The organism is Streptobacillus ratti (genome assembly GCF_001891165.1).
In the GTDB taxonomy this organism is placed as follows: domain Bacteria; phylum Fusobacteriota; class Fusobacteriia; order Fusobacteriales; family Leptotrichiaceae; genus Streptobacillus; species Streptobacillus ratti.
Genome location: NZ_LKKW01000008.1, coordinates 1 through 24,560 on the forward strand (window position 1 = coordinate 1; position 24,560 = coordinate 24,560).

27 protein-coding genes are annotated in these 24,560 nt (G+C 25.4%); 19 read left to right on the forward strand and 8 right to left on the reverse strand.

What is annotated here, in order from left to right:
* The 11 genes from BT993_RS07615 to BT993_RS02350 form a co-directional block, all read left to right on the forward strand.
* On the forward strand, positions 1-174 hold a 174-nt coding region (locus BT993_RS07615), incomplete at its 5' end, for an IS3 family transposase (RefSeq protein ID WP_143604233.1).
* A gap of 182 nt (positions 175-356) precedes the next feature.
* A complete protein-coding gene (locus BT993_RS02305) occupies positions 357-695 on the forward strand; it encodes a YhbY family RNA-binding protein (protein WP_072593043.1) in 339 nt (112 codons plus the stop codon).
* Positions 688-1,143 (forward strand): divergent PAP2 family protein, encoded by a 456-nt coding sequence (locus tag BT993_RS02310; protein ID WP_072593044.1) that lies wholly within the window; start codon positions 688-690, stop codon positions 1,141-1,143. Before BT993_RS02305 ends, BT993_RS02310 begins: the two co-directional genes overlap by 8 nt.
* A 1-nt stretch (position 1,144) precedes the next feature.
* Positions 1,145-1,876 (forward strand): TlyA family RNA methyltransferase, encoded by a 732-nt coding sequence (locus tag BT993_RS02315; RefSeq protein ID WP_072593045.1) that lies wholly within the window; start codon positions 1,145-1,147, stop codon positions 1,874-1,876.
* Positions 1,873-3,264: a S41 family peptidase gene (locus BT993_RS02320; RefSeq protein ID WP_072593046.1), complete on the forward strand. Its 1,392-nt coding sequence runs from the start codon at positions 1,873-1,875 to the stop codon at positions 3,262-3,264. The genes BT993_RS02315 and BT993_RS02320 overlap by 4 nt, the downstream gene beginning before the upstream one ends.
* 8 nt (positions 3,265-3,272) lie before the next feature.
* Positions 3,273-3,953 carry a 16S rRNA (cytidine(1402)-2'-O)-methyltransferase gene (rsmI, locus tag BT993_RS02325; RefSeq protein ID WP_072593047.1) on the forward strand — a complete coding sequence of 227 codons (681 nt, stop codon included), beginning with the start codon at positions 3,273-3,275 and terminating at the stop codon, positions 3,951-3,953.
* A gap of 16 nt (positions 3,954-3,969) precedes the next feature.
* Complete coding sequence (gene ylqF / locus BT993_RS02330) at positions 3,970-4,833, forward strand: ribosome biogenesis GTPase YlqF (RefSeq protein ID WP_425274392.1); 864 nt, start codon at positions 3,970-3,972, stop codon at positions 4,831-4,833.
* A complete protein-coding gene (locus tag BT993_RS02335) occupies positions 4,823-6,454 on the forward strand; it encodes a DEAD/DEAH box helicase (RefSeq protein ID WP_072593049.1) in 1,632 nt (543 codons plus the stop codon). The genes ylqF and BT993_RS02335 overlap by 11 nt, the downstream gene beginning before the upstream one ends.
* Before the next feature lie 12 nt (positions 6,455-6,466).
* A complete protein-coding gene (gene ppc, locus BT993_RS02340) occupies positions 6,467-9,121 on the forward strand; it encodes a phosphoenolpyruvate carboxylase (protein ID WP_072593050.1) in 2,655 nt (884 codons plus the stop codon).
* An 8-nt stretch (positions 9,122-9,129) separates the two neighbouring features.
* The gene (gene tyrS, locus BT993_RS02345; protein ID WP_072593051.1) at positions 9,130-10,338 is read left to right on the forward strand and encodes a tyrosine--tRNA ligase; all 1,209 of its coding nucleotides are present in this window, start codon (positions 9,130-9,132) and stop codon (positions 10,336-10,338) included.
* A gap of 10 nt (positions 10,339-10,348) precedes the next feature.
* Complete coding sequence (locus BT993_RS02350) at positions 10,349-11,296, forward strand: FAD-dependent oxidoreductase (protein ID WP_072593052.1); 948 nt, start codon at positions 10,349-10,351, stop codon at positions 11,294-11,296.
* Positions 11,297-11,312: 16 nt separating this feature from the next.
* Here the strand turns inward: BT993_RS02350 and smpB are convergent, their stop codons facing one another.
* The 6 genes from smpB to yajC are packed head-to-tail and all read right to left on the reverse strand — an operon-like array spanning position 11,313 to position 15,984.
* On the reverse strand, positions 11,313-11,747 hold the full coding sequence (smpB, locus tag BT993_RS02355) for an SsrA-binding protein SmpB (protein WP_072593053.1): 435 nt from the start codon (positions 11,745-11,747) through the stop codon (positions 11,313-11,315).
* On the reverse strand, positions 11,747-13,606 hold the full coding sequence (locus BT993_RS02360; RefSeq protein ID WP_072593054.1) for a ribonuclease R family protein: 1,860 nt from the start codon (positions 13,604-13,606) through the stop codon (positions 11,747-11,749). Before BT993_RS02360 ends, smpB begins: the two co-directional genes overlap by 1 nt.
* A complete protein-coding gene (gene yqeK / locus BT993_RS02365) occupies positions 13,603-14,175 on the reverse strand; it encodes a bis(5'-nucleosyl)-tetraphosphatase (symmetrical) YqeK (protein WP_072593055.1) in 573 nt (190 codons plus the stop codon). Before yqeK ends, BT993_RS02360 begins: the two co-directional genes overlap by 4 nt.
* A gap of 9 nt (positions 14,176-14,184) precedes the next feature.
* Positions 14,185-14,643 (reverse strand): hypothetical protein, encoded by a 459-nt coding sequence (locus BT993_RS02370; RefSeq protein WP_072593056.1) that lies wholly within the window; start codon positions 14,641-14,643, stop codon positions 14,185-14,187.
* Between the two features lie 3 nt (positions 14,644-14,646).
* A complete protein-coding gene (locus tag BT993_RS02375; RefSeq protein WP_072593057.1) occupies positions 14,647-15,714 on the reverse strand; it encodes an N-acetylmuramoyl-L-alanine amidase family protein in 1,068 nt (355 codons plus the stop codon).
* A 9-nt stretch (positions 15,715-15,723) separates the two neighbouring features.
* Positions 15,724-15,984: a preprotein translocase subunit YajC gene (gene yajC, locus BT993_RS02380; protein ID WP_072593058.1), complete on the reverse strand. Its 261-nt coding sequence runs from the start codon at positions 15,982-15,984 to the stop codon at positions 15,724-15,726.
* 136 nt (positions 15,985-16,120) lie between these two features.
* On the opposite strand from yajC, the gene BT993_RS02385 reads away from it, so the two are divergent.
* The 6 genes from BT993_RS02385 to BT993_RS02410 all read left to right on the forward strand — a co-directional run bounded on the left by BT993_RS02385 (position 16,121) and on the right by BT993_RS02410 (position 19,866).
* Positions 16,121-16,762 (forward strand): N-glycosylase/DNA lyase, encoded by a 642-nt coding sequence (locus tag BT993_RS02385; RefSeq protein WP_072593082.1) that lies wholly within the window; start codon positions 16,121-16,123, stop codon positions 16,760-16,762.
* A gap of 157 nt (positions 16,763-16,919) precedes the next feature.
* Positions 16,920-17,567, forward strand: coding sequence for a YeeE/YedE thiosulfate transporter family protein (locus BT993_RS02390; protein ID WP_072593059.1), 648 nt, complete (start codon positions 16,920-16,922; stop codon positions 17,565-17,567).
* A gap of 26 nt (positions 17,568-17,593) precedes the next feature.
* Entirely contained in the window at positions 17,594-17,824 is a 231-nt protein-coding gene (locus tag BT993_RS02395) for a sulfurtransferase TusA family protein (protein WP_067322338.1), read from the forward strand.
* 8 nt (positions 17,825-17,832) lie between these two features.
* Positions 17,833-18,384, forward strand: a complete 552-nt coding sequence (locus BT993_RS02400) for a YeeE/YedE thiosulfate transporter family protein (protein ID WP_072593083.1) — start codon at positions 17,833-17,835, stop codon at positions 18,382-18,384.
* 8 nt (positions 18,385-18,392) lie between these two features.
* Positions 18,393-19,577 (forward strand): FAD-dependent oxidoreductase, encoded by a 1,185-nt coding sequence (locus tag BT993_RS02405; protein ID WP_072593060.1) that lies wholly within the window; start codon positions 18,393-18,395, stop codon positions 19,575-19,577.
* 76 nt (positions 19,578-19,653) lie between these two features.
* Positions 19,654-19,866, forward strand: a complete 213-nt coding sequence (locus BT993_RS02410; protein ID WP_072593061.1) for a sulfurtransferase TusA family protein — start codon at positions 19,654-19,656, stop codon at positions 19,864-19,866.
* 34 nt (positions 19,867-19,900) lie between these two features.
* Here BT993_RS02410 and BT993_RS02415 read toward each other — a convergent pair whose 3' ends face one another.
* Positions 19,901-20,785: a LysR family transcriptional regulator gene (locus BT993_RS02415; RefSeq protein ID WP_072593062.1), complete on the reverse strand. Its 885-nt coding sequence runs from the start codon at positions 20,783-20,785 to the stop codon at positions 19,901-19,903.
* Positions 20,786-20,795: 10 nt separating this feature from the next.
* Complete coding sequence (locus tag BT993_RS02420; RefSeq protein WP_072593063.1) at positions 20,796-22,415, reverse strand: ABC-F family ATP-binding cassette domain-containing protein; 1,620 nt, start codon at positions 22,413-22,415, stop codon at positions 20,796-20,798.
* A 163-nt stretch (positions 22,416-22,578) separates the two neighbouring features.
* On the opposite strand from BT993_RS02420, the gene BT993_RS02425 reads away from it, so the two are divergent.
* Both BT993_RS02425 and mgtE read left to right on the forward strand, forming a co-directional pair.
* Positions 22,579-23,112: an NUDIX hydrolase gene (locus tag BT993_RS02425; protein ID WP_083557359.1), complete on the forward strand. Its 534-nt coding sequence runs from the start codon at positions 22,579-22,581 to the stop codon at positions 23,110-23,112.
* A complete protein-coding gene (mgtE, locus tag BT993_RS02430; protein WP_083557360.1) occupies positions 23,105-24,559 on the forward strand; it encodes a magnesium transporter in 1,455 nt (484 codons plus the stop codon). Before BT993_RS02425 ends, mgtE begins: the two co-directional genes overlap by 8 nt.
* The last annotated feature ends 1 nt before the right edge of the window (position 24,560 follow it).

A 24,560-nucleotide genomic window follows, 5' to 3' on the forward strand; every position in this document is an offset into this window, starting at 1 on the left:
AGTTATAGGGAGGATAGTAAGTATTATTTAGGGAGAGTATTTAGGAGTATAGAGGAGTTAAAAAGAGGAGTAAAGAAGTATTGTAGTAGATATAATAATATAAGGAGAAAAGTACTAAACTTTAAGAGTCCGAATGAGGTAGTAAGAGAGTATCAAAATAGTTTAACAAATTAATAAAAATGTAAAAAAGGTGACTAAGTGGTTAATTACACACTTATACAGAAACTTTTTAAATATTTTGTTACATATGTTTGACAACTAAACATTTTTATTTAAAAAAAATATATATACTGTTTGGTAAATACTATAAAATATGGTATAATAAGTAGAAAAAGAAATATATTGGGAGATAAGAAATGAATAGTAAAGAAAGAAATTTTTTGAGAAAAAAAGCACATGGGTTAGAGCCTGTTGTTAGAGTCGGAAAAGAGGGTCTAACTGATGCAGTAATTGATAGTATTAGAATATATATTGAAAAAAATGAATTAATGAAAGTTAAATTATTACAAAACAGTTTAGAAGATGTTAATATCGAGATAATAAATGAGATTGAAGCAAAGGCAAAATGTATTTTTGTTGGTTCAGTTGGAAAAGTGATGATATTTTTTAAGGAAAAAAGAGAAAAAAATAAAATTGGAGAAATAACAAGAGAATTTATTGAATTTAAAAAGAAGAGGCGTGAAATTAATGGGTAATGGTTTCATTTTAGGTAATAAAATACTTGACGTTGTATTTATTTCTGCTTTTTCTGCACAAATTTATAAATGTCTTTCACCACTCCTTTTTAAAAAGAAAGTAGATTTCACTAGACTATTTTCTACTGGAGGAATGCCAAGCTCACATTCATCTTCTACAGTATCGTTATGTTTTTCAGTTGGAATATTAAGAGGATTTTCAACATTAGAATTTGCAATTGCCTTTATTTTTTCGTTAGTAACAATGTATGATGCCACAGGAATAAGACAAGAAGCTGGTAAACATGCTAAAATATTAAATTCAATTATTGAAGAAAAAAGATTTTTACATGAAGAAGAAATTAAAGAATTAAAAGAATTCTTAGGTCATACACCTTTAGAGGTATTTGCTGGTGCTATACTTGGTATAGTAATAACATTTTTAATGAAAGGATATTTATTATCATAATATGAAAAAAAGATTAGATGTACTTTTAGTAGAACTTGGATATTTTGATACTAGAGAAAAAGCAAAAAGAGAAATTATGATAGGAAATGTTATTATAAACGATAAAATAGAAACTAAAGCAGGTACACAATTTAAAGAAGAAAATATTAAAGAAATTAGAATAAAAAATAAATTAAAGTATGTTAGTCGTGGTGGATTAAAACTTGAAAAGGCTATAACATATTGGGATTTAAATTTTAAAGATAAAATTGTTTTAGACATAGGAGCATCTACAGGTGGTTTTACAGATTGTGCATTGCAAAATGGTGCTATCAGAGTATTTGCAAATGATGTTGGAACTAATCAATTGGACTATAAATTAAGAAGCGATGAGAGAGTTATATCTCTTGAGCAAATACATATTAAAGATCTTGAAATTCAAGAAAAAGTTGATTATATCGTAATAGATGTTTCTTTTATTTCTTTAACTAAAGTTATTCCTTTTTTTAATAAATTTTCAAAAGAAAACACTAAAATAATTGCATTGATTAAACCTCAATTTGAAGTTGGTAGAGAAAAAATATCAAAAAATGGAATAGTTGTTAATGAAGAATATCATGATGAAGCAATTAAAAAAGTAATATATTCTTTTAAAGAATTTAATTATGAAATAGTAGATATAATTGAATCTCCAATACTTGGAGGAAAAGGAAATAAAGAATTTTTAATTTATACAAAAAGGAGCAATTTATGAGAATAAATAAAAAACATTTATTAACAGTGTTTTTAATAGGCTTATTTGGATATGTAACATATTCTGAAGAAAATAAAATTATAAGAAAAAGAGAGGTATCAGCAGAACAAAGAGCAAATGCCACAGTTGATATAATAAACATAAATAAAATTATTAGTACAATAAATCGTATTAATGAAATATGGGTTGGTTCTGAAGAAGTTGATAAAGAAAAACTATATCAAGCTGCACTTCGTGGAATAGTAAAAAGTTTAAACGATCCATATTCTGAATATTTAAGTGAGAAAGAAATTAAAGAACTTAATCAAGGTTTAGACGGAGTATATATTGGTGTTGGTATGTCAATTAGAAAAGAAAAAGGAGATTATTTAGAAGTAACATCTACTTTTATTGGTGGACCAGCATTTAAATCAGGAATACAAATAGGGGATATAGTTACTAAAATAGATGATATAGATATAATAGATCTTACAGCAACAGAATCTTCTAATAAATTAAGAGGAAATGAAAATACTAAGGTTAAACTTGAGATTTATAGACGTGGTCTTAAAAATCCTCTTACTATCACATTAAAAAGAGAAAAAATTAAACTTGATAATGTAGAATATAAGATGTATGACGATAAGAATAAAATAGGATATATATCATTATTACAATTTGGAAGCACTGTTGCTGAAGAAATAAAAAAAGCTATATTAGACTTAGAAAAACAAGGAATGAAAAAATTAATTTTTGACTTAAGAGGAAATCCAGGAGGTTCTCTTTCAGAAGCAGTAGAAATAGCTTCGATGTTTGTTCCAGATGATTTAATAGTTTCTTTAAAAACTAGATCTGGTATAAATGAAATACATAATAGGGTTGGAGAACAAATATTTAAGGGAGAAATGGTAATACTAGTTAATAAAGGTTCTGCATCAGCATCTGAAATTGTTACAGGTGTATTAAAAGATTATGAAAGAGCTACAATAATAGGAGAAACTACATATGGAAAAGGTGTAGCACAAGGAATATATCCATTTACAAACGGAAAAGATGCGTTAAAATTAACTATAGCTGAGTATTCTACACCTAAAAATAATAATATTAATAAAAATGGAATAGAACCAAATATACATATTAAAATGAATTCATTATTATTAGATAAAGGTTATTCAACAGAAACAAAAGAGGCTAAAGAAAATAGAAAAAAAGAAATTTTCAAACTTTTAGAAGAAATAGAGGGTAAAGAAAAAGCTGAAGAAATAATTAAAAATGGAGATATACAATTTAATGCAGCAGTAAAATATTTACTAGGAGAAAAAGTTGAATCTGATAAAAAAGAGGATAATAAATCAGATAAAAAAACTAAAAAAGAAAAAATATTAGAAGAAAATAATAAAAAGAAATAGAGGATTTTATGTTATATATAGTAGGGACACCTATAGGTAATTTAGAAGATATGACCTTTAGAGCAGTTAGAACTTTAAAAGAAGTAGAATATATTTTTGCTGAAGATACAAGGGTAACAAAGAGATTATTAAATCATTATGAAATTGATACTAAAGTTTATCAATATCATGAACATAATAAGCAATTTCAAATTGAAAATATAGTAAAACTTTTAAAAGATGGTAAAAATGTAGCAATAGTTACTGATGCTGGAATGCCATGTATATCTGACCCAGGATATGAATTGGTAGATACTGCATTAAAAGAAAATCTTAAAGTTACTTCAATACCAGGTCCATCATCTATTACTACAGGAGCTTCAATAGCAGGGATAGATACAAGACGTATGGCATATGAGGGGTTCTTACCTAAGAAAAAAGGAAGACAAACTTTATTTTTAAAACTTCAAAAAGAAGAAAGAACTATTATTATTCTTGAATCACCAAATAGAATTGTTAAAACTTTAAAGGATATACAAACATATCTAGGTGATAGATATGTTGTAATAACTCGTGAATTAACTAAAATTTACGAAGAAATTCTAAGAGGTAAAACTAGTGAGTTAATAGAAAAATTAGAAAAAAGAAATATAAAAGGTGAAATAGTACTTTTTATAGCAAGTGGAGAAAAAAATGAGTGTGATGATTAACTGGTATCCGGGTCATATGAAAAAAACTAAAGAAATGATAATTGAAAATTTAAAAATCGTTGATTTAGTAATTGAAATATTAGATGCGAGAATACCAATTTCGAGTAAAAATCCAGATATAGAGTATTTAGCTAAAAATAAGTTAAGAGTTGTAGTTTTGAATAAAACTGACTTAATTGATGAAACTAAATTAAAAGAATGGGAAAAATATTTTATTTTTAATAAAATATCTCATCATTTTTTAGCGATAAGTGTTGAAAAAAATAAAAACTTCAGTGAACTTAGAAAAATAGTTAATAAGATATATGATGAAAAACTTGAAAAAATGAAGAAAAAAGGGTTAAGAAAAACGGTTGTTAGAGCTATGATAGTAGGTATTCCTAATGTAGGTAAGTCTAAATTTATTAATAAATTTTCAAATAAAAATAAGGCTAAAGTTGGAAATAAACCAGGATTTACAAGAGGAAAACAATGGATAACAGTTGATGATAAATTTGAATTATTAGATACACCTGGAGTTTTGTGGCCAAAATTTGAAGATAATATTATATCATTCAATTTAGCTATTACAGGATCTATTAGAGATGATATTCTTCCATTAGAAGAAGTTTCAAATAAACTATTAGATATTATGAAAAAACAAGATATAATAGATAATTTAATATATTCATATAATTTAGATGAAAATACTTTAATTGATAAGACGAATATTGAAATATTTGAATTATTAGAAAAAAGATTAGGTATACATAAAAGTGAAAAATTTAGTTATGAGTTAATTTCAAGAAGATTACTCAAAGATTTTAGAATAGGTAAACTAGGTAAATTTTTACTAGAATATCCTATTGATTTTAAGAAAGAAGGTACGAATGAATTTTAAAGATTACAATTTAAGTAATGAAATGTTAGAAGCATTAGAAAAAAAGGGGTTTGTTTCACCTAGTGAAATACAAGCATTAGTTATTCCAGAATTATTAAAAGAGGAAACTCATTTAATAGGTCAAGCTCAAACAGGTACAGGTAAGACAGCAGCATTTTCTATACCTATATTAGAAAGAATAATACCAACAAAAAAGGTAAAAGCATTAATACTTGCACCTACAAGAGAACTAGCAAATCAAGTTAGTGATGAAATATATTCTTTAAAGGGTAAAAAAGAAGTTAAGGTTTTAGCAGTATATGGTGGAGCTTCAATTGAAAACCAAATTAAAAATTTAAAAAAAGGTGTTGATATTGTTGTAGGAACACCAGGGCGTGTTATTGACATGATTAATAAAGGGGCTTTAAAACTAAATGAATTAGAATATTTTGTATTAGATGAAGCAGATGAAATGTTAAATATGGGATTTATTGAGGATATAGAATTAATATTAGAAAAAACAAATGAAGATAAAAAAATGTTATTTTTCTCTGCAACTATACCAAAACCTATACTTGCTATTGCAAAAAGATTTATGCCTGAACACAAGATATTAAAAGTTCAAAAAAAAGAATTAACAACACATTTAACTGAACAAATATACTTTGAGGTAAGAAGAGAAGATAAATTTGAAGCTTTATGTAGAGTTTTAGATTATAAGCCGGATTTTTATGGAATTGTATTCTGTAGAACAAAATCGGAAGTAGATGAGGTTACTAATAAGCTAAAAGCTAGAAACTATGATGCTGAAGCAATACACGGAGATATAACTCAAGGTTTAAGAGAAAAAGCTTTAGATTTATTTAAAAATAAGGTATTAAATATTTTAGTTGCAACAGATGTTGCTGCACGTGGAATAGATGTAAGTAATTTAACACATGTTATTAATTATTCTATACCACAAGAATCTGACTCATATGTTCATAGAATAGGTAGAACGGGTAGAGCTGGAAATAAAGGGGTTGCTATTACATTTGTAACACCTCAAGAATCAAGAAAATTGGCACAAATAAAAAGAGAAACTAAATCTGATATAAAGAAAGAAAATATTCCAAATGTTGAAGATATTATTAATGCAAAAGAAGAATTGTTAATTGCATCTGTAGAAGAAATAATGTTAGAAAATGACTATAAACTATATTTAGATTTAGCTAATAAATTATTAAAAGGTAAAAATATTGAAGCAACAGTTGCATCTTTATTAAGACATATATATGATGATGAATTTATTCCTGAAAGTTATAGTAAAATAAAAAATGTACAAGTTGAAATTAAAGATAATACAAGACTATTTATAGCTTTAGGAGAAAAAGATGGACTAAATGTAAATAAATTATTAAAACTTATACATGAAAAAACAAAAGTACCTGGTAGAAAGATTAAAGATGTAAAAGTAATGCCTAATTTCTCATTTATTACTGTACCATTAAACGAGGCTGAGGTAATAATAAAAATATTTAATAAAAATACTACAAAAAATAATAAACCTATGGTTGAAGTTGCTAATTCTAGTAAATCTGGGAATGGATCAAGTAAGAAAAGTAGATCTAAAATGGGAGATAGCAAGAAAAAAAGAAGATAATGTGAGGTTAAAATGGATTCAGTTATATTAAAACCAGATGATGAAATAAAACTAAATAAGGAATTACTTAGTAAAGAAATTAGAATTATTAAAAATATTTTATCAGAAATAGTACCAGATATAGATATTGATTCTATTTTAGATAACGAAAAACATTTTAAAGATATTGAAAAAATAGATTCAAATATTGTTAGACTTTTAACAATATTACCTCTTTTAATAAATATAGTTGAGGATGTATATCAATCAAGAATATTAAAATACAATACAATAACTAAAAATTATACTGAGGGTATGTTAGATAATTTATTTGATAAACTTGATTTGGATAATATGGATAAAGAAAATTTAATAGAAGTGTTTTCAAATATTAGAGTTGTGCCTGTTTTAACGGCACATCCGACTCAAGTTCAGAGAAAATCTATTTTAGATTTAACTCAAAATATATATGAAATATTAGAAAAAAGAGAATTAGTTGAACATAATTTATTAGATGAAAATGAATGGATGAATGAATTAAGAAAAAATATTAATTTATTATGGAGAACAGATATATTAAGAACTTCTAAATTAAGAGTAGGTAATGAAATTACAAATTCATTAAGTTATTATAACTCAACATTTTTAAAAGCTATTCCTAAAATTAATATTAAATTTAAAGAGTTAGCTAAAAAATTGGGAATATTTTCTAATTCATATACCCCTATATTAATGGGAACATGGATAGGTGGAGATAGAGATGGAAATCCATTTGTTACTGAAGGGACTTTATTAAATGCAGCTTATTCACAGGTTGAAACTGCAATAGACTACTATATTTCTGAATTAAAAAAGTTATATAGAGAATTTTCAATTTCAAGCTTAAAAAATGAATATAGTGATGAATTAAAACAACTTGAAAAGCTTTCAAAAGATAATTCAGAACATAGAACATATGAGCCGTATAGATTAGCAATTTCATATATTATGGATAATTTACAAGAAGTAAAGATTAAATTATTAAAAGAAAAACTTGGAATACCATATGATTCATATTATAATTCAAAAAAATTATTAAATGATTTATTGATTATCAGAAAATCTATAGAATTGTATAGTGATAAAATAATTGCATATGGTAGACTTGATGAATTAATTGAATCAGTAAAGATATTTGGATATCATTTATCAGCAATAGATTTAAGACAGGACTCAAGTGTATATGAATTTTGTGTTAATGAATTATTAAATATTGCAAAAATTACAGATAATTATTCATCTTTAACAGAAAAAGAAAAATGCAATATATTGATAAATCAAATAGAGAATGAACCTAGAAAATTAAGTTCTGTAAATTGTAAAAAATCTGAAATTTTAGAAAAAGAATTAAGTATATTCAACACTATGAAAAAATTAATAAATATTTTTGGAAAAAATATAATTGAACAAAATATTATATCTCATACTGTTGAAATTTCAGATATGTTAGAACTTGCCTTATTATTAAAAGAGTTTGATTTAGATGGCAAGGTTAATATATCTCCTTTATTTGAAAGTATAGAAGATTTAAAAAATTCTGAAAAAATTATGAGAACTTGGTTTGAACTTGATATATTAAAAAAATGGTTATCAAATAATGGTGGCATTCAAGAAATAATGTTGGGTTATTCAGACAGTAATAAAGACGGTGGATATATTACATCTAGTTGGTATTTATATAAAGCTCAAAAAGAATTAGTGAGTTTAGCTAAGGAATATAATATTAAGCTTAATTTCTTTCATGGTCGTGGTGGAACGGTCGGTCGTGGAGGAGGACCTAGCTATGAAGCTATACTTTCTCAACCGAGTGGATCTATTCTTGGAAAAATCAGACTTACTGAACAAGGTGAGGTAATAGGGGCAAAATATGGTAATCTTGACTTAGGTAAATTTAATCTGGAAGCCTTATTATCTGCAACTTTAGAAAAATCATTAAAAGATGAGTCAAAAGATATTAGAGAATATGAAAATATAATGGAAGAGATATCAGATATTAGCTATAAAAAATATAGAAATTTAGTTTATGAAACTAAAGGTTTTTCTGAATATTTCTTTGAATCTACACCAATAAATGAAGTTTCTTCATTAAATATAGGGTCAAGACCCTCATCAAGAAAAAAAATCTTAGATATAGAGGGATTAAGAGCTATTCCATGGGTATTTTCTTGGTCGCAAACAAGAGTTATGCTTCCTGGTTGGTACGGTGTAGGTACATCGTTTAATAAATGGATTAAAGAAAATAATGGATTAGAAACTTTAAGATTGATGTATAAGAATTGGCCATTTTTTAAAGCCTTACTTTCTAATTTAGAAATGGTACTTTCTAAAGCAGATATGAATATAGCAAAAGAGTATGCAAATCTTGTTAAAGATAAGGAAGTATCGAATAAAATATTTAATATGATTAATGATGAATGGATTTTAACTTTCAATTTATTAAAAGAAATTACAGGAATCAATTATTTATTAGAAGATAATGAAATGCTTACTTTAAGTTTAAAAAATAGATTACCTTATTTTAATGCTTTAAATTATTTACAAATTGAATTAATAAAACAAGGAAGATCTGGAAATAATACAGAAGAGATAAATAAAGCAATACATACTAGTATTAATGGAATTGCAACTGGACTTAGAAATAGTGGATAGGAGGATTTATGTCGGAATTAGAAATAAAAAAAGAAGTAGAAAGACAATTTGAAATACTTAAAAGAGGTTGTGAAGAAATAATAAGCGAAGAAGAATTTAAAAAAAAATTAGAAAATTCAATTAGAAATAATAGACCTTTAAAAGTTAAACTTGGAATAGATCCAACTGGTTCAGAATTACATATAGGACATGCTATACCTATTAGAAAGTTAAGACAATTTCAAGATTTAGGACATGAAGTAAATTTTTTAATTGGTACATTTACAGCTAGAATTGGAGATCCAACAGGTAAATCTGAAACTAGAAAAATGTTAAATTTTGAAACTATACAAGAAAATATTAGAACATATTTAGAACAAGTAAAGATAATATTAGATCTTGATAAAATAAAAGTGGTGTATAATCATGATTGGCTAGAGAAATTGACATTAGAAGAAGTATTAAAACTTTTATCAATGTTTACAGTTTCTCAAATGATACAAAGAGAAGATTTTTCTAAAAGATTATCAAATAACCAACCAGTATCTTTAATTGAATTTACTTATCCAATATTACAAGGGTATGATTCAGTTGCCTTAGAAGCAGATGTTGAATTGGGAGCTACAGAACAAAAATTTAATTTATTAAGAGGTAGAGATTTACAGAAAAATTTCAATCAAGAACAACAAATATGTATGATTATGCCAATACTTGTAGGACTTGATGGTGTAGAAAAAATGTCTAAATCATTAGGTAACTATATATCTATACAAGACAGTCCTAATGATATGTTTGGTAAAATCATGTCGATTTCTGATGAATTAATGTTAAATTATTATGAAATGATTACAGATTTACCATTAGATTATGTAAAAGAAATGCTTAAAACACAACATCCTATGGAATGTAAAAAAAGATTAGGATATGAATTAGTAAAAGAATACTATGGTGAAAAAATAGCAAGTGAATCTAAATCTTGGTTTGAAAATGTATTTAGTAATAAAAACTTAGATGTTGAATTACCTGAAATTAAATTAATAGAAAATGAATTAACTGCATTACAATTATTATCTAAAATAAGTTTTATATCATCAAATAGTGAGGGTAGAAGACTTATAGAACAAGGTGCAATGAAAGTTAATGATGTTACAATTAAAAATATTAATGAAATGGTTAATTTAACAGAAGAAACTATAGTTCGTTGTGGTAAGAAAAAAATAGTTAAAATTATAAAATAATGGAGGAAAAATGAGTAAAATTTTAAAATTTGACGAAACAATTATTTACGATACTATTATAGTTGGTGCAGGTCCAGCTGCGGTTTCATCAGCTATATATGCAGTTAGAAAAGGATTAAAAACTGCTATGATAGGTGAAGATATAGGAGGACAAATTTTAGATACAAATGAAATAGAAAATATTATTGGTGTTCCTTTAACAAATGGTTTTGATTATGCAACAGAATTAGAAAAGCACATGTCTGAATATGAAATTTATTTCTATAAAGGTCATAGAGTAAAAGAAATTATTAATGATGGTAACTTAAAAAAAATAATTACAGATGATAATAAGGAAGTATTAACTAAGACTATTATAATTGCAACAGGAGCTAAATGGAGACAACTTGGTATTCCTGGAGAAAAGGAATATACAGGTAAAGGTGTACATTACTGTTCAACTTGTGATGGACCATTTTATAGAAATAAAGATGTAATTATTGTTGGTGGAGGAAATTCTGGAGTAGAAGCTGCTATAGAAATTTCTAATATAGCTAAAAGTGTTGTATTAGTAGAGTATATGGATGAATTAAAAGCAGATAAAGTATTACAAGATAGATTATCTACTTTAGAAAATGTAAAAATATATTTATCAACAGCAGTAACAGAAATTATTGGTAATGAATATGCTGAAATTGCTAAATTAAAAAATAGACATAATTCAGAAGAATTTGAATTAAAAATGGATGGTTTATTTGTAGAAATAGGATTAAGTGCTAATTCAGATTTAGTAAAGGGGATTGTTGAAACTAATAAAGCTAGTGAAATATTAATTGATGAAATGAATATGACTTCAATTTCAGGTATTTTTGCTGCTGGAGATTGTACTAACACAAAACATAAACAAATTATAATTGCTATGGGAGAAGGAGCAAAAGCAGCTTTAAGTGCATTTGAATATGTAATTAAAAATTATTAATAAAAAGNNCTTTTTATTAATAATTTTTTCTTATATCTCTTGAGATATCACGTTGTTTGATAGATTCACGCTTATCATAATTTTTCTTACCACGAGCAGTAGATATTCTAACTTTAATTAGTCCATCTTGATTAAATACAACTAATGGAACTATAGTATATCCTTGTTCTTTAACTTTTTCTGATAATTTTTTTATTTCTCTTTTATTTAATAATAATTTTCTTACTCTAGTTTCATTTACATTATATATATTACCAAAAGTATACTGTGAAACAAACATTCCTAATATCCATACTTCATTTTTTATTATTCTAACAAAACTTTCTTTTATACTAACTTTACCAAGTTTAATTGATTTAACTTCAGTTCCTTTTAATTCAATTCCTGCAACATATTCATCTTCAATAAAGTAGTCAAAATATGCTTTTTTATTATTAGCTAAAATCTTCATTACAGTACCTCCGAAATAATTTCTATTCTTTCGTAATCTAATTTAATAATTTTAATTTTTACTTTATCACCAATATTAAACTTATTACCCTTATTATCAATTAATAGAGTATTATCGATAGTGTATCTATCACTATAATTATCATAAAATACAGTTTCTATTAAATTATCTAATTGAAGAAATAATTTACCTCTAATTATACCTGATATTCTTGCATCAAATATTTCATTTAAATGTTTTTTCATATAATCTAATAATTTTAATTTTATAGAATCTTTTTCTAATCTTTCAGCAATTCTTTCTGTTTTAGATATGTGTTCAGCTACCATTTTATATTCATCTTTTTTCATATCAATATATTTAGTAGATAATTTTTTATTAGTTAATGTAAATTGTAGCATTCTATGAACTATTAAATCAGAATATCTTCTTATTGGTGATGTAAAATGTAAATAATTATCTAATGCTAAACCAAAATGACCTTTATTTTCACTCATATATTTAGCTCTTTTCATAGATTGAAGTATAGTTTTATGAATTAGGTATGAATTTTCATCATTGGAACTTTTATCTATTATTTTAGCTATTTTACCAGGATGTATATCCATTATATTATTAATATTATATCCTAATATATTAAGTTTTTGATTTAAATTTCTTAATACATCAATTTCAGGTGCTTCATGTATCCTATAAATAGCCGGAATATTTTGCCAGTGTAGATATTCGGCAACAGCTTCATTTGCTGCGACCATAAAATCCTCTATTAATTCTTGAGATAGACCAGTTGTTCTTTTTTTTATTTCTTTTATTTCTCCATTTTCATCAAGTATTAATTTTATTTCAGGAATATTAAAATTAATCATTCCTTTTTTATTTTTTTGTTTTCTTAATATTTTAGAAAGTTCTAACATATCCCATAGCATCAGGAAGCTTTTATCATTATTTTCAAACATATTATTTACATCATTATAATTTAATCTATGATGAGATTTAATAACAGATTTAAAGAAATCACTTTCAATTAATTTACCACTTAAATCATATTTAAGTTTTACAGTAAAAGTTAATTTATCTTCATCTGGATTTAATGAGCATAGATTATTTGATAATTTTTTAGGTAACATTGGTATAACTTGTTCTACTAAATATATACTATTACCTCTTTTTGCAGCTTCTAAATCTAATTTTGAATATTCTTTAACAAAATATGAAACATCGGCTATACTTACATATAATGTGTAGTGATTTTCTTCTTTTTCAAGGTAAATAGCATCATCTAAATCTTTTGCACTTATATCATCTATTGTAATTGTTTTTTGATGTCTTAAATCAACCCTATATTTTAATTCTTCATTTATATTAGGTCTTTTAATTTCTACAATTTCCTTTTTTATATCACGAGAAAAACCAATAGAAATATTAGAAGAGTATAATAAAGAGTTTAATATATTATTTGAATTATTAATATTACCAAAATTATTAATAACATTAACTTTAATATCTTCCTTATTTAAAGTTGTATAATCAATATTAAAGCTTAATATATCTCCATGTTTAATATTTATTTTTTTGGTAGTAGTCGTAACTATTAAATCACTTCGATTTAATCTAATTATATATTTATTTCTTTTACATAATATAACAGTACCAAAATATGGATTTTCTTGTCTTTTAACTATTTCTTTAACTTTACCTATAAGTTTTTCATCATCGATTATTTCAACTATTACAGTATCCCCGTCAAAAGCATTATTAAAGTTTATATCTCTAATTAATACTTTTTCATTGTTTTCAGTGTAGGCAAAAGCAATTCTTTTATTTTTACATATAAATTTACTTTCAAAAATTTTATTCATTTATTCACCTTTTTTATTAATTTATTTCTTAATAAAATAGTATTAGGATGTATAATTAAATTTTTATTAATTAAATAATGTAATTTGATATTAATTTCCATTAGTATAGCAGAATCTAAATCTTTAAGTGCTTCTTTTCTAATAAGGTCAACATTAGGATAATCTCTACCATCCTCAATTGCATCCGCAAGATATACTATTTTATCTATTATTGTCATATTTTCACGACCTATAGTATGGTATCTCAAAGAATCGAGTATAAGTTCATTTGTAATATTAAATCTTTTTTTTGCATATGAGGCAGCAGCGAAACCATGTAATATTTGATTAATTTTAAATCCATTTTCAAAAATATTTTTATACTTATCTTCAATAATAGAGTAGGCTTTTTCATCATCAAAATATTTAGCTATATCATGCAATAAAGCACCAACTTCTACAATATCAGTTGGTGCATTATATATCTTTGCAAGTTCTATAGCCTTATTTCTAACTCTAATAATGTGATTGTATCTTTTTTCAGTTACCAATCTTTTTAATTCTTCATGAATCTCATTTAGGTTATACATAAGTTCTCCTTAATTTGCATCTATTTCAACATTAATTTCATGATATTCTTTAAAATTTTCTTTTAGAGTATATTTAACTGAATTAACGAAATTCTTTATTGATTCATTATTTAGCTTACTAAAATAGTTATTTAATTTTATTATTAATATGCTTTTACCTTCATATTTAAGTGAATATGCAGCTAAAAATTTATAGTTATCATTTAATTTATAGAAACTAGAGCTCTTAATTAAAGCATTAACATAATCACCCTCATCAATAATATTTGAATCAGTTTCAACTTCTAAATGGTTATATTCCTTAGTGTTTTTATCATATATGTAGATATCTAAATATTTTATTTCACCATTTATATTATTTTCACTTGAAATAATAGGATTATTAATTTTATGATTTACATATAAATATGAAATAATGCTAAATATTGATAGACATGATAATATAATTAATAATTTATTTTTTTTCATATATTACTCCTCAAAATTTTCTCTTATAGCATCTGCTATAGCATTAACAGCTATCATTTGTCCAGTTTCACTAGCTAATTTTGCATTATCTGATTCATTAGAAATAAATCCTAATTCTATTAAGATAGATGCTGATTCACTTCCACGTAAAACTGCAAAGTTAGCTCCAAATATTCCTCTTTTCCTAAAATTCATTTGCTCAGAATAGTTATCAAGTATAACTCTAGCTAGATTAGCACTTTTTTCTTTGGTTCTATTAATAAAAAAATCTCCCAAAATTTGATTTATTATGCTTACTTTTTTAGCTTGAACTTCATCATATTTTTCTTCTAATTCAATTAACTTTGAAGTATATGGATTAGTTTCTTTTGAAAAATAAAAAATTTCAGCACCATTAGCATTTTCATTAGAAGCAGCATTTAAATGTATACTTACAAACAAGTCAGCAGAGTTGATATTTCCTATTCTAGGTCTTTCACTAAGACTTACAAAAGTATCATCGCTTCTTGTAAGAATAACTTTGTGATCTCTTTTTAAGTTTTGAGCAAGTTTATGTGTAATTTCTAAAGCAATTTCTTTTTCTAATTTACCATGACCCCTAGCTCCAGAATCATGCCCACCATGTCCAGCATCTAAAACTATAACCAATTGCTTTTTTGTTAGAGGACTAATTTTTTTAGGAACATCTACTTTAATTTTTTTTATTCTTATTTCATTATCAGAATATGTAATATTTGAATTATAACCATATTGTGAATATGTATAAATACCTGCTAAATCTTTAGTAATTTCATCTATTATAATGTACTTATAAAATTCATCGTTAATATTAATTTGATTTAAAACTTCTTCTGATATTTTTGTATTTTTTAAATTAATTTCTGAAACATTATAATGAATATTATTAGACGTAATTTTAGTTTTATTAATAATTGGTTTAGTAATTTTAGAATCAAATCTAAGAACAAATTCACCATTTTGATATTTTACATCTTCTAATATTGCAGAAAATGTTAAAACAGAAACACATATACCTAAAAGAAGTAACGTTTTTTTAAATTTCCTAAACATAAAAACTCCTTATTTTATTATACGTGAAATTGCTCTTTTTGTAATGTTAAGTTTAGCATTTTGATCTACTTTTATTTCAACAGTTTCATCATCAATTTTAGTTATATTACCAATAATACCTCCAATTGTCATAATTTTTTGACCTATACTTAAACTATTCATCATTTCATCTATTTTTTTTCTTTTTTTATTATTATTGTAATATATTATTCCAAATAAAGGTATAAATACTACAGCATAAATTAGTAACATTGTAGTTATAGAATACATTATTTTCTCCCTTCAAATTCATAGTTTAATTATATCACATAAAAATTTAAAAATCTATAATAAATGACTAGACAAATATTTGAATTTCCTTTATTATATATTAAAGGATAAAGGATGGTGTTTTATGAAAATAAATATGGAAAAACAAAAAGAAATAGAATCAATTTACAGTTCTATATCAAATAAAATAGAAAATGCTATTAGAGGATATGCAAATACTATAAATTATGATGAAAAAGATTATTTTGCAGAAATTGCATTTTGTATTTTAACTCCACAAAGTAAAGCAAAAAATGCTTGGTCTGCAATAGAAAAATTAAAAGAAAACAATCTATTGTATGTTGGTTCTGAAAATGATATAGTAGAGTATTTAAATGTAGTAAGATTTAAAAATAACAAGGCTAGATATTTAATCGAACTTAGAAATCTTATGACAAGAAATGGAAAATTAGACAGTAAAAATATATTAGCTGAAATTAATGGAGTAAAAGAAAAAAGAGATTGGATTTTAAACAATGTAAAAGGTATGGGATTAAAAGAGGCTGCACATGTTTTAAGAAATTTAGGATACGGTAGATATCTTGCAATATTAGATAGACATGTTTTAAAAAATTTAAAAGAGCTTGGTGTAATAGAAGAAGTACCTAAAAGTTTAACAAAAAAGAAATATTTTGAAATTGAAGAACTTATGGAACAGTATTCAAAAGAAGTTAGTATTCCTATGGATGCTTTAGATTTAGTATTTTGGTATCAACAAGCTGGTGATGTATTTAAATAATAGATTTGAAAGAGGTTAAAGTTTATTTTGACCTCTTTTTATATTATATGCTTAGTCCATTTAGGAATAGCTATTCTAAAATTATGCTTGTTAAATATTTATTTTGATAGTATATTATTTTTGTAACATAAACATAAGAAAGTGAGAGGAGGATAAGATGGAAGATAGAAAAGCAAGAAGAAAAGAAAAACCATCACAAATTCCATTTGCATTAATTTTAGTTGCATGTATAGTAGGATTTGGTTTCTATTTAAAAGAGCCTAAATTAGTTGCATATTGGATATTTGGTATATCTTTTGGAATAATACTTCAAAGATCAAGATTTTGCTTTACAGCAGCATTTAGAGATCCTGTATTAACTGGTGGAACATCTATAACTAGATCAGTATTATGGGCAATTTCATTAGCTACAGTTGGATTTACTGCATTTAAATATGTAAATCAAGAAAATGCTAAAATATTAATGGCAAATGTTAATTCAGTTTCCATTTTAACTATTGTTGGTGCAATTTTATTTGGAATTGGAATGGTAATAGCAGGTGGGTGTGCTTCAGGAACATTAATGAGATGTGGAGAAGGATTCCAAATGCAATGGCTATCTTTAGTGTTTTTTATAATTGGTTCAGTAGTAGGAGCATGGGCTATGAATTATTTAGAACCAGCAGCTGCATCTACATCAATTAAATTATTCTTGCCAGATTTATTTGGTTGGGTAGGAGCTTTAGTAATTCAGTTTATAATAATATTAAGTATTTATGTAATTGCTTTAAAATGGCAACTTAAAAAAATTGGAAGTTATGAATAAAAAATAAAAGAAAGAAGGAATTTAATATGGCAAAAGAATTTACATTAGATTGTTTAGGTGAGGCTTGTCCTGTACCTTTAATTAGAACTCAAGGTAAAATGGAAGAATTAGAAATTGGAGATACTTTAATAGTTAGCATAGATCATTCTTGTGCAATGAAAAATATTCCAGAATGGGCAAGAAAAGTAGGACACAATGTTGAAATAGAAGAAATTGATGATGGAGAATGGGAATTAATTATAGAAAAATTAGTATAGGAGGAAATATGCAGACATACTTTAAAAAATTACAAAAAAATCCTATATATAAAAGAATAATGAAAGATCCTTTATCATATAATACAGGGGCAACTTTACTTGCAGTATTTGCTATAGCTCATTTTATATTTTTTAATAGTACATGGGGAGTTACATCAACATTTGCAGTATGGGGAGCAAAAATAGTTAAATTAATTGGAGCAACTCCAGAAAACTGGGGATATTTTCAAACACATGCTTCACAAGGTAAATCAATTTTAACTCCATTATTACAAGATGGTGGATCAATACGTAATATAGGAATAATACTTGGAGCAACTCTTGCAACTTTATTTGCTTCAGAATTTAGAATTAAAAAAATCAAAAATAAAAAACAAATTGTAGCAGGAATATTAGGTGGATTCTTAATGGGATTTGGTTCAAGATTAGCATTAGGATGTAATATAGGGGCATTATTTTCAGCTACAGCTGCATTATCACTTTCAGGATGGGTATTTGCAATATTCTTATTAGTTGGTGCTATTATAGGAAGTAAATTATTAGTGAAAGTATTTATGTAGGTATAGTTATGGATAAAAAAAGAGAAAGATATGATGTGTTAATAATAGGTGGGGGAAGTGCTGGTTTAACAGCAGCTATTTATTGTGGAAGAGCTAAATTAAAAACATTAGTATTTGAAAAAACATTAGTTGGAGGATTAGCAACATATACAAGTGATATTGCTAATTATCCTGGATTTCCTGAGGGAATAGGTGGAACTGAATTAATGAATTTATTTCATAAACAAGCTAAAAACTTCGATGTTAAGTTTAAATTAACTGATGTTAAGTCAGTTAAATTAGATAGTGAAATTAAAGAAGTTGAAACATTTAGAGTTATTTATGAAGCACCTGTAGTTGTTATTGCTGGTGGAGGTTATCCTAGATTAACAGGAGCAGTTAATGAAGATTTATTCTTATATGATAAAGGAATTTCATTTTGTGCAACATGTGATGCAGCAGCAAATACAGATAAAACTGTAATGGTAGTTGGTTCAGGAGATTCTGCTATAGAAGAGGGTATATTTTTAACTAAATTTGCTAAAAAAGTAATAGTTTCAGTAGTTCATGATGAGGGAATAATGGATTGTAATGAAATTGCAAAAGCTGAAGCTTTAGCTAATCCAAAAATGGAATTTATATGGAACAGTATGGTTAAAGAATACAAAGGTAATGAAAAATTAGAAACTGTTGTTTTAAAAAACACAAAAACTGGCGAAGATATTCCAGTAGATGTTGATACATGTTTCTTATTTATCGGATATTTACCAAATACTTCTTTATATAAAGATGTAATAGATTTATCTGCTAAAGGATATGTAATTACTAATGAAAAAATGGAAACTAATATTGAGGGTGTATTTGCAGCTGGAGATATAAGAGAGAAGTTTTTAAAGCAAGTATCAACTGCTGTAGGAGATGGAGCAATAGCTGGATATAATGCTGAAAAATTTATTAGTGAAAGTCATACATTTAATAATCAAATTTTAAATGATGGAAAAGAAACTCTTGTATATTTATATGATTCAAGTGATAGTAAGATGTTAGAATTTTTACCAAAAGCAGAAGAACATTCAAATTCTATAAATTATGAATTAGTTAAAGTAGATATATATAAAAGTAAATTCATAGCTAATAAATTAGAAATAAAAGAATTTCCTGCATTAGTATATTTAAAAGATAAAAAAATTACAGATATAAAACATGAAATATAGTTTGAAACTGAGGGAAACCTCAGTTTTTTATTTGAATATAAAGAAATTTTTGATATAATATATCTAGGAGGCTAAAATGATAGAAGAATGTTTTGGAGAAATTTGTCCTATTCCATTTTTAAAATTTGAAAGAATTTTTAATGAAATAGAAATTGGTGAAAATTTCACTATAATTGTTGATCAAAGTTGTGCTAAGGTTAAAATTGAAAATCATTGTAAGTATAAAAATATTAGATTTAAAACTATTGAACCAATAAATGGTATATGGGAAATAACAGTATGGAAATAAAAAGATAGTCACATTATAAAAATGACTATCTTTTTTAGCATATTGTATCAAGAATAAATTTCTCTATATAATCTATGACTTCTTTATGTTTCTTACTATTTTCAAATCTACGTGCAATAAATATCTCTTTTGTTATATTTATTCCTTTTATTTCAATAGCTTTTAATTCTTTTCTATAAATTTCTGTTTTAACAGAAGAATAAGGTAGAAAAGCTAAAAAATTTGATTGACTAACAGATTTTTTTATAGCTTCTATAGACTCAAGTTGGGTTATAATATTAAAACTTGAATAATTTGATATTACTTCCTCTATAGCTTCATTAATAGTATCATCACCTATATATTCAATGTATTTAAATTTGAATAAATCTGATAATTCAACTTTAGATAGCTTATTTTTATTAGAAGCTACTAATATGATATTCTCATCATAAGCCTTAGTATATTTAATTTTCCAAAATTCACAATTTTGACAATTTGAAACAAAACCTATATCTACAATACCATCTGCAATATCAGAAACAATTTTGGAAGAACTATTTTTTAATAATAGTGGAAACTTCATATTTTTAAATTTATCACTCAAATTATAGAGAACACACGGAAGAGAGTAGTTAGCTACAGACGGTACGGCAACTATTTTTAATTTTTTTACATTATCTTTAAAGTCTTTAATTTCTTTTCTAATTTCATTATCAATATCAATTAATTTCTTAAAATAATTATAAGCAATTTGTCCCTCTTTTGTTAAACTTACACCTTTATTTGTTCTATTTAATAATGTTGCACCAAGATCTAATTCTAATTTATTTATTATTTTTGAAAGAGCTGATTGAGTAATAAAAAGCTTGGTAGCTGTTTTAGAAATAGTCCCATATTCAATTAATTTAGTAAATGCCTTTATATTGTTTATATCCATATTTTATATCCTATCTGTATAAATTATTGATTTGTTCCTGTAATTCTTCATCTTCAATATATTCATCAAAACTCATTTCTTTGTAAATTAAACCTTTAGGAGTAATTTCTATTATTTTATTTGCAACTGTTTGAATAAATTCATGATCATGTGTTGTAAATAAAATAGTTCCATTGAATCTTGTTAGCCCTTTATTTAATGATGTTATAGATTCAAGATCTAAGTGATCGGTAGGATTATCTAATAATAAAACATTTGCACCAGATAACATCATTTTTGCTAACATACATCTAACCTTTTCACCACCAGATAATACTTTAGCTTCTTTTCTAGCATCATCACCAGAAAATAGCATACGTCCTAAAAATCCTCTAACATATTCTTCGTGTTGATCTTTAGAATATTGTCTTAACCAATCAATAAGTGAAAGATTTACATTTTCAAAATATTCTGAATTATCTTTAGGGAAATAGCTTTGTGTTGTAGTCATTCCCCATTCAAAACTACCACTATCAGCTTCTAATTCGCCAGATAATATTTGAAATAGAGTAGTCTTTGCAATATCATTTCTTGAAAGAATAGCAACTTTATCATTAGTATTAATAGTAAAACTAATGTTATCTAAAACTAATTCACCATCAATAGTTTTAGATAAGTTTTCAACTTTCAACATATTATTACCAGCTTCTCTTTCAGGTTTAAAGTCTACATATGGATATTTTCTATTTGAAACTTGCATATCTTCTAACTGTAGTTTATCTAATTGTTTTTTTCTACTTGTTGCTTGTTTTGATTTAGAGGCATTTGCAGAGAATCTTGCTATAAATTCTTGTAATTCTTTTCTTTTTTGTTCTATCTTTTTATTCTGATTTCTTAATAGTTCTTGCATTAATTGAGAAGATTCATACCAGAAGTTATAGTTTCCAACAAATAATTTAATTTTACCATAATCTATATCAGCAATATGAGTACATACTTTATTTAAAAAGTGTCTATCATGCGAAACTATTAATACAGTAGTAGTTTCAAGATCCATAATAAAATTTTCAAGCCAATTTACAGCTTTTAAGTCAAGTCCGTTTGTAGGCTCATCAAGTAATAATATATCTGGATTACCAAATAAACTTTGAGCAAGTAAAACTTTAACTTTTTCTGGTTCTGTAAGTTCTTTCATAAGCTTATAATGTAAATCAGGAGTAACTCCTAATCCATTTAAAAGTTTTTCAGCATTAGTTTCAGCATCCCAACCATCTAAATCTGCGAATTCACCTTCAAGTTCAGAAATTTTAATTCCATCTTCATCAGTAAATTCTGTTTTTGAATATATTTCATTTCTTTCTTGCATTATTTTATAAAGTTTTTCATGTCCCATAATAACAACATCTAATACCATACTTTCTTCAAAAGCAAAGTGATCTTGTTTTAAAAATGAAATTCTTTTATTTTTATCTATAATTATTTCTCCATTTGTAGAGTCAACTTCACCAGTTAAAACTTTTAAAAATGTTGATTTTCCTGCACCATTAGCTCCAATTATTCCATAACAATTACCCTCAGTAAATTTTATATTTACATCTTCGAATAATTTTCTTCCTCCAAATTGGACTGTTAAATTACTTGTAGTTATCATATTATATCCTTTCAAATATATTTTTTCTCAATATATTATATCAAAAAAAAGGCTTTTTTTCAAATCTTAAATATCTCTAAAAAGGTTGCTTTTATTTATTTAATTATAGTATAATGTTAATGAACATTAAAGAAAAAATATAGAAAAAAAAGAGGTGATTAAAATGGAAATACCAATAAAAGATGGTTTTAAATTTTTAAAGGGAGCGATAAAGTATCATCCTACAACCAAAGTGCCACTTGAATATATTATTAAAGATGATGCGGTTTGTATAACGATATTTGATGAAAATTTAGAAAAAGTATTATTCGTTGAACAATATCGTCCCGGTGTTGATAAAACCACATTTGAAAATGTTGCAGGTATTATTGATCCAGGAGAATCGCCTTATTTTGCGATAAATAGAGAGTTAAAAGAAGAAACAGGATATAATCTAAAAGATATAGTAGATGTAATATCAATGAAAAATCCTATGTTAGTTGATCCATATATGACACAATATATACATTTTTATGCAGGTAGATTAAAATCTAATGATATTATTCCAGGTGAAACAGATTTTGATGAAGCAGAGGATATTAAATCACATTGGATAAAAATTGATGAAATAGAGAATTATTTAATTGATATGAAAACATTATTATCAATAAAATATTTTTTACCAATTTTAAAGAAAATGAGTGTGAAAAATGAATAATAATTTAGATATAGAAAAATTAACACAGGAAGAAATAGATTTACTAAAACAAGAAATAAAGAGTAGATTAGATCATGAAGATGAAAAAGAATATTTTGAAGAAGATATAGATACAGAAGAAATAGCAGAGGATTTACAAAATTTAGAATCTGAAGAAGAAATAGAAGAATTTGTTGAAGAACATCATACTGTAGATATAGCAGATTCATTCTATGAAATTGATGATGATACAGAATTATTAAGAGTATTTAACTTATTTAGTGATGATGTAAAAATAGAAATATTTGAGCAATCTGATGAGGAATTACAAGTTCGTATTTTAAACTTACTTGAATTAGATAAAGCGATAGATATTTTAACATATTTACCTCCGGATGATGTTGCAGATATATTAGGGGTATTAGAATTAAGAAAAAGTAAAGAAATTTTAGATAATATGAAACGTTCTGATGCAAACAAGATAAGATTACTTTTAGGGTATGCAGATGATACAGCCGGTGGTATAATGACCACACAATATATAGCTTTTAAAAAGAATTTAAAAATTAAAGATATTATGGAGAAGATAAAAGTTATCGGACCTAAAACAGAATATATAGAAACTATTTTTGTATTAGATGAAGAATCAAGATTATTTGGAGAAGCCGATTTAAGAGATATATTAATATCATCTGATGATACAATGCTTGAAGAAATAACAAATGAAAATATTATTTATGTTGATCCGTATTATGACCAAGAAAAAGTTGCACAAATAGTTTCAAGATATGGTCTTAAAGTAGTTCCAGTTGTAAATAGAAAAGGTAATATGCTTGGAATAATTACTATAGATGACGTTATTGATGTAATTAACGAAGAAAATACTGAAGATATCTTAAAAATGCACGGAGCAGGAGATGATGAAACACTTGAAACAACTTTAAAGGATAGTGTTTTAAAAAGATTACCATGGCTTTCTATAAATCTAATAACGGCATTTTTAGCATCATTTACTGTTGGATTATTTTCTGAAACAATAGATGCTGTAGTAGCACTTGCTGTTTCAATGCCTATAGTTTCTGGTATGGGAGGAAATGCAGGAACTCAAAGTTTGGCAGTTACAATAAGATCTATAGCTTTAGATGAAAGTGATAGTGAAGAAAGTTGGAGAATTTCACTTAAATATATTTTACTTGGATTTATAAATGGTATTATTTTAGGTATTGTATGTGGAATAGCAATCTTTTTCTTTTATAGAAACTTTTATTTAAGTTTTGTAATATTTTTAGCTATGATAGGTAATTGTGTTATAGCATGTTTGGTAGGATACCTTATACCGGTTGGTCTAAAACTAGCTAAGATTGACCCTGCGATGGCTTCAGCAGTAGTTTTAACAACAATTACAGATATATGTGGGTTCTTTTTATTTTTAGGACTTGCAACATTATTTTTAGATAAATTAGTATAAA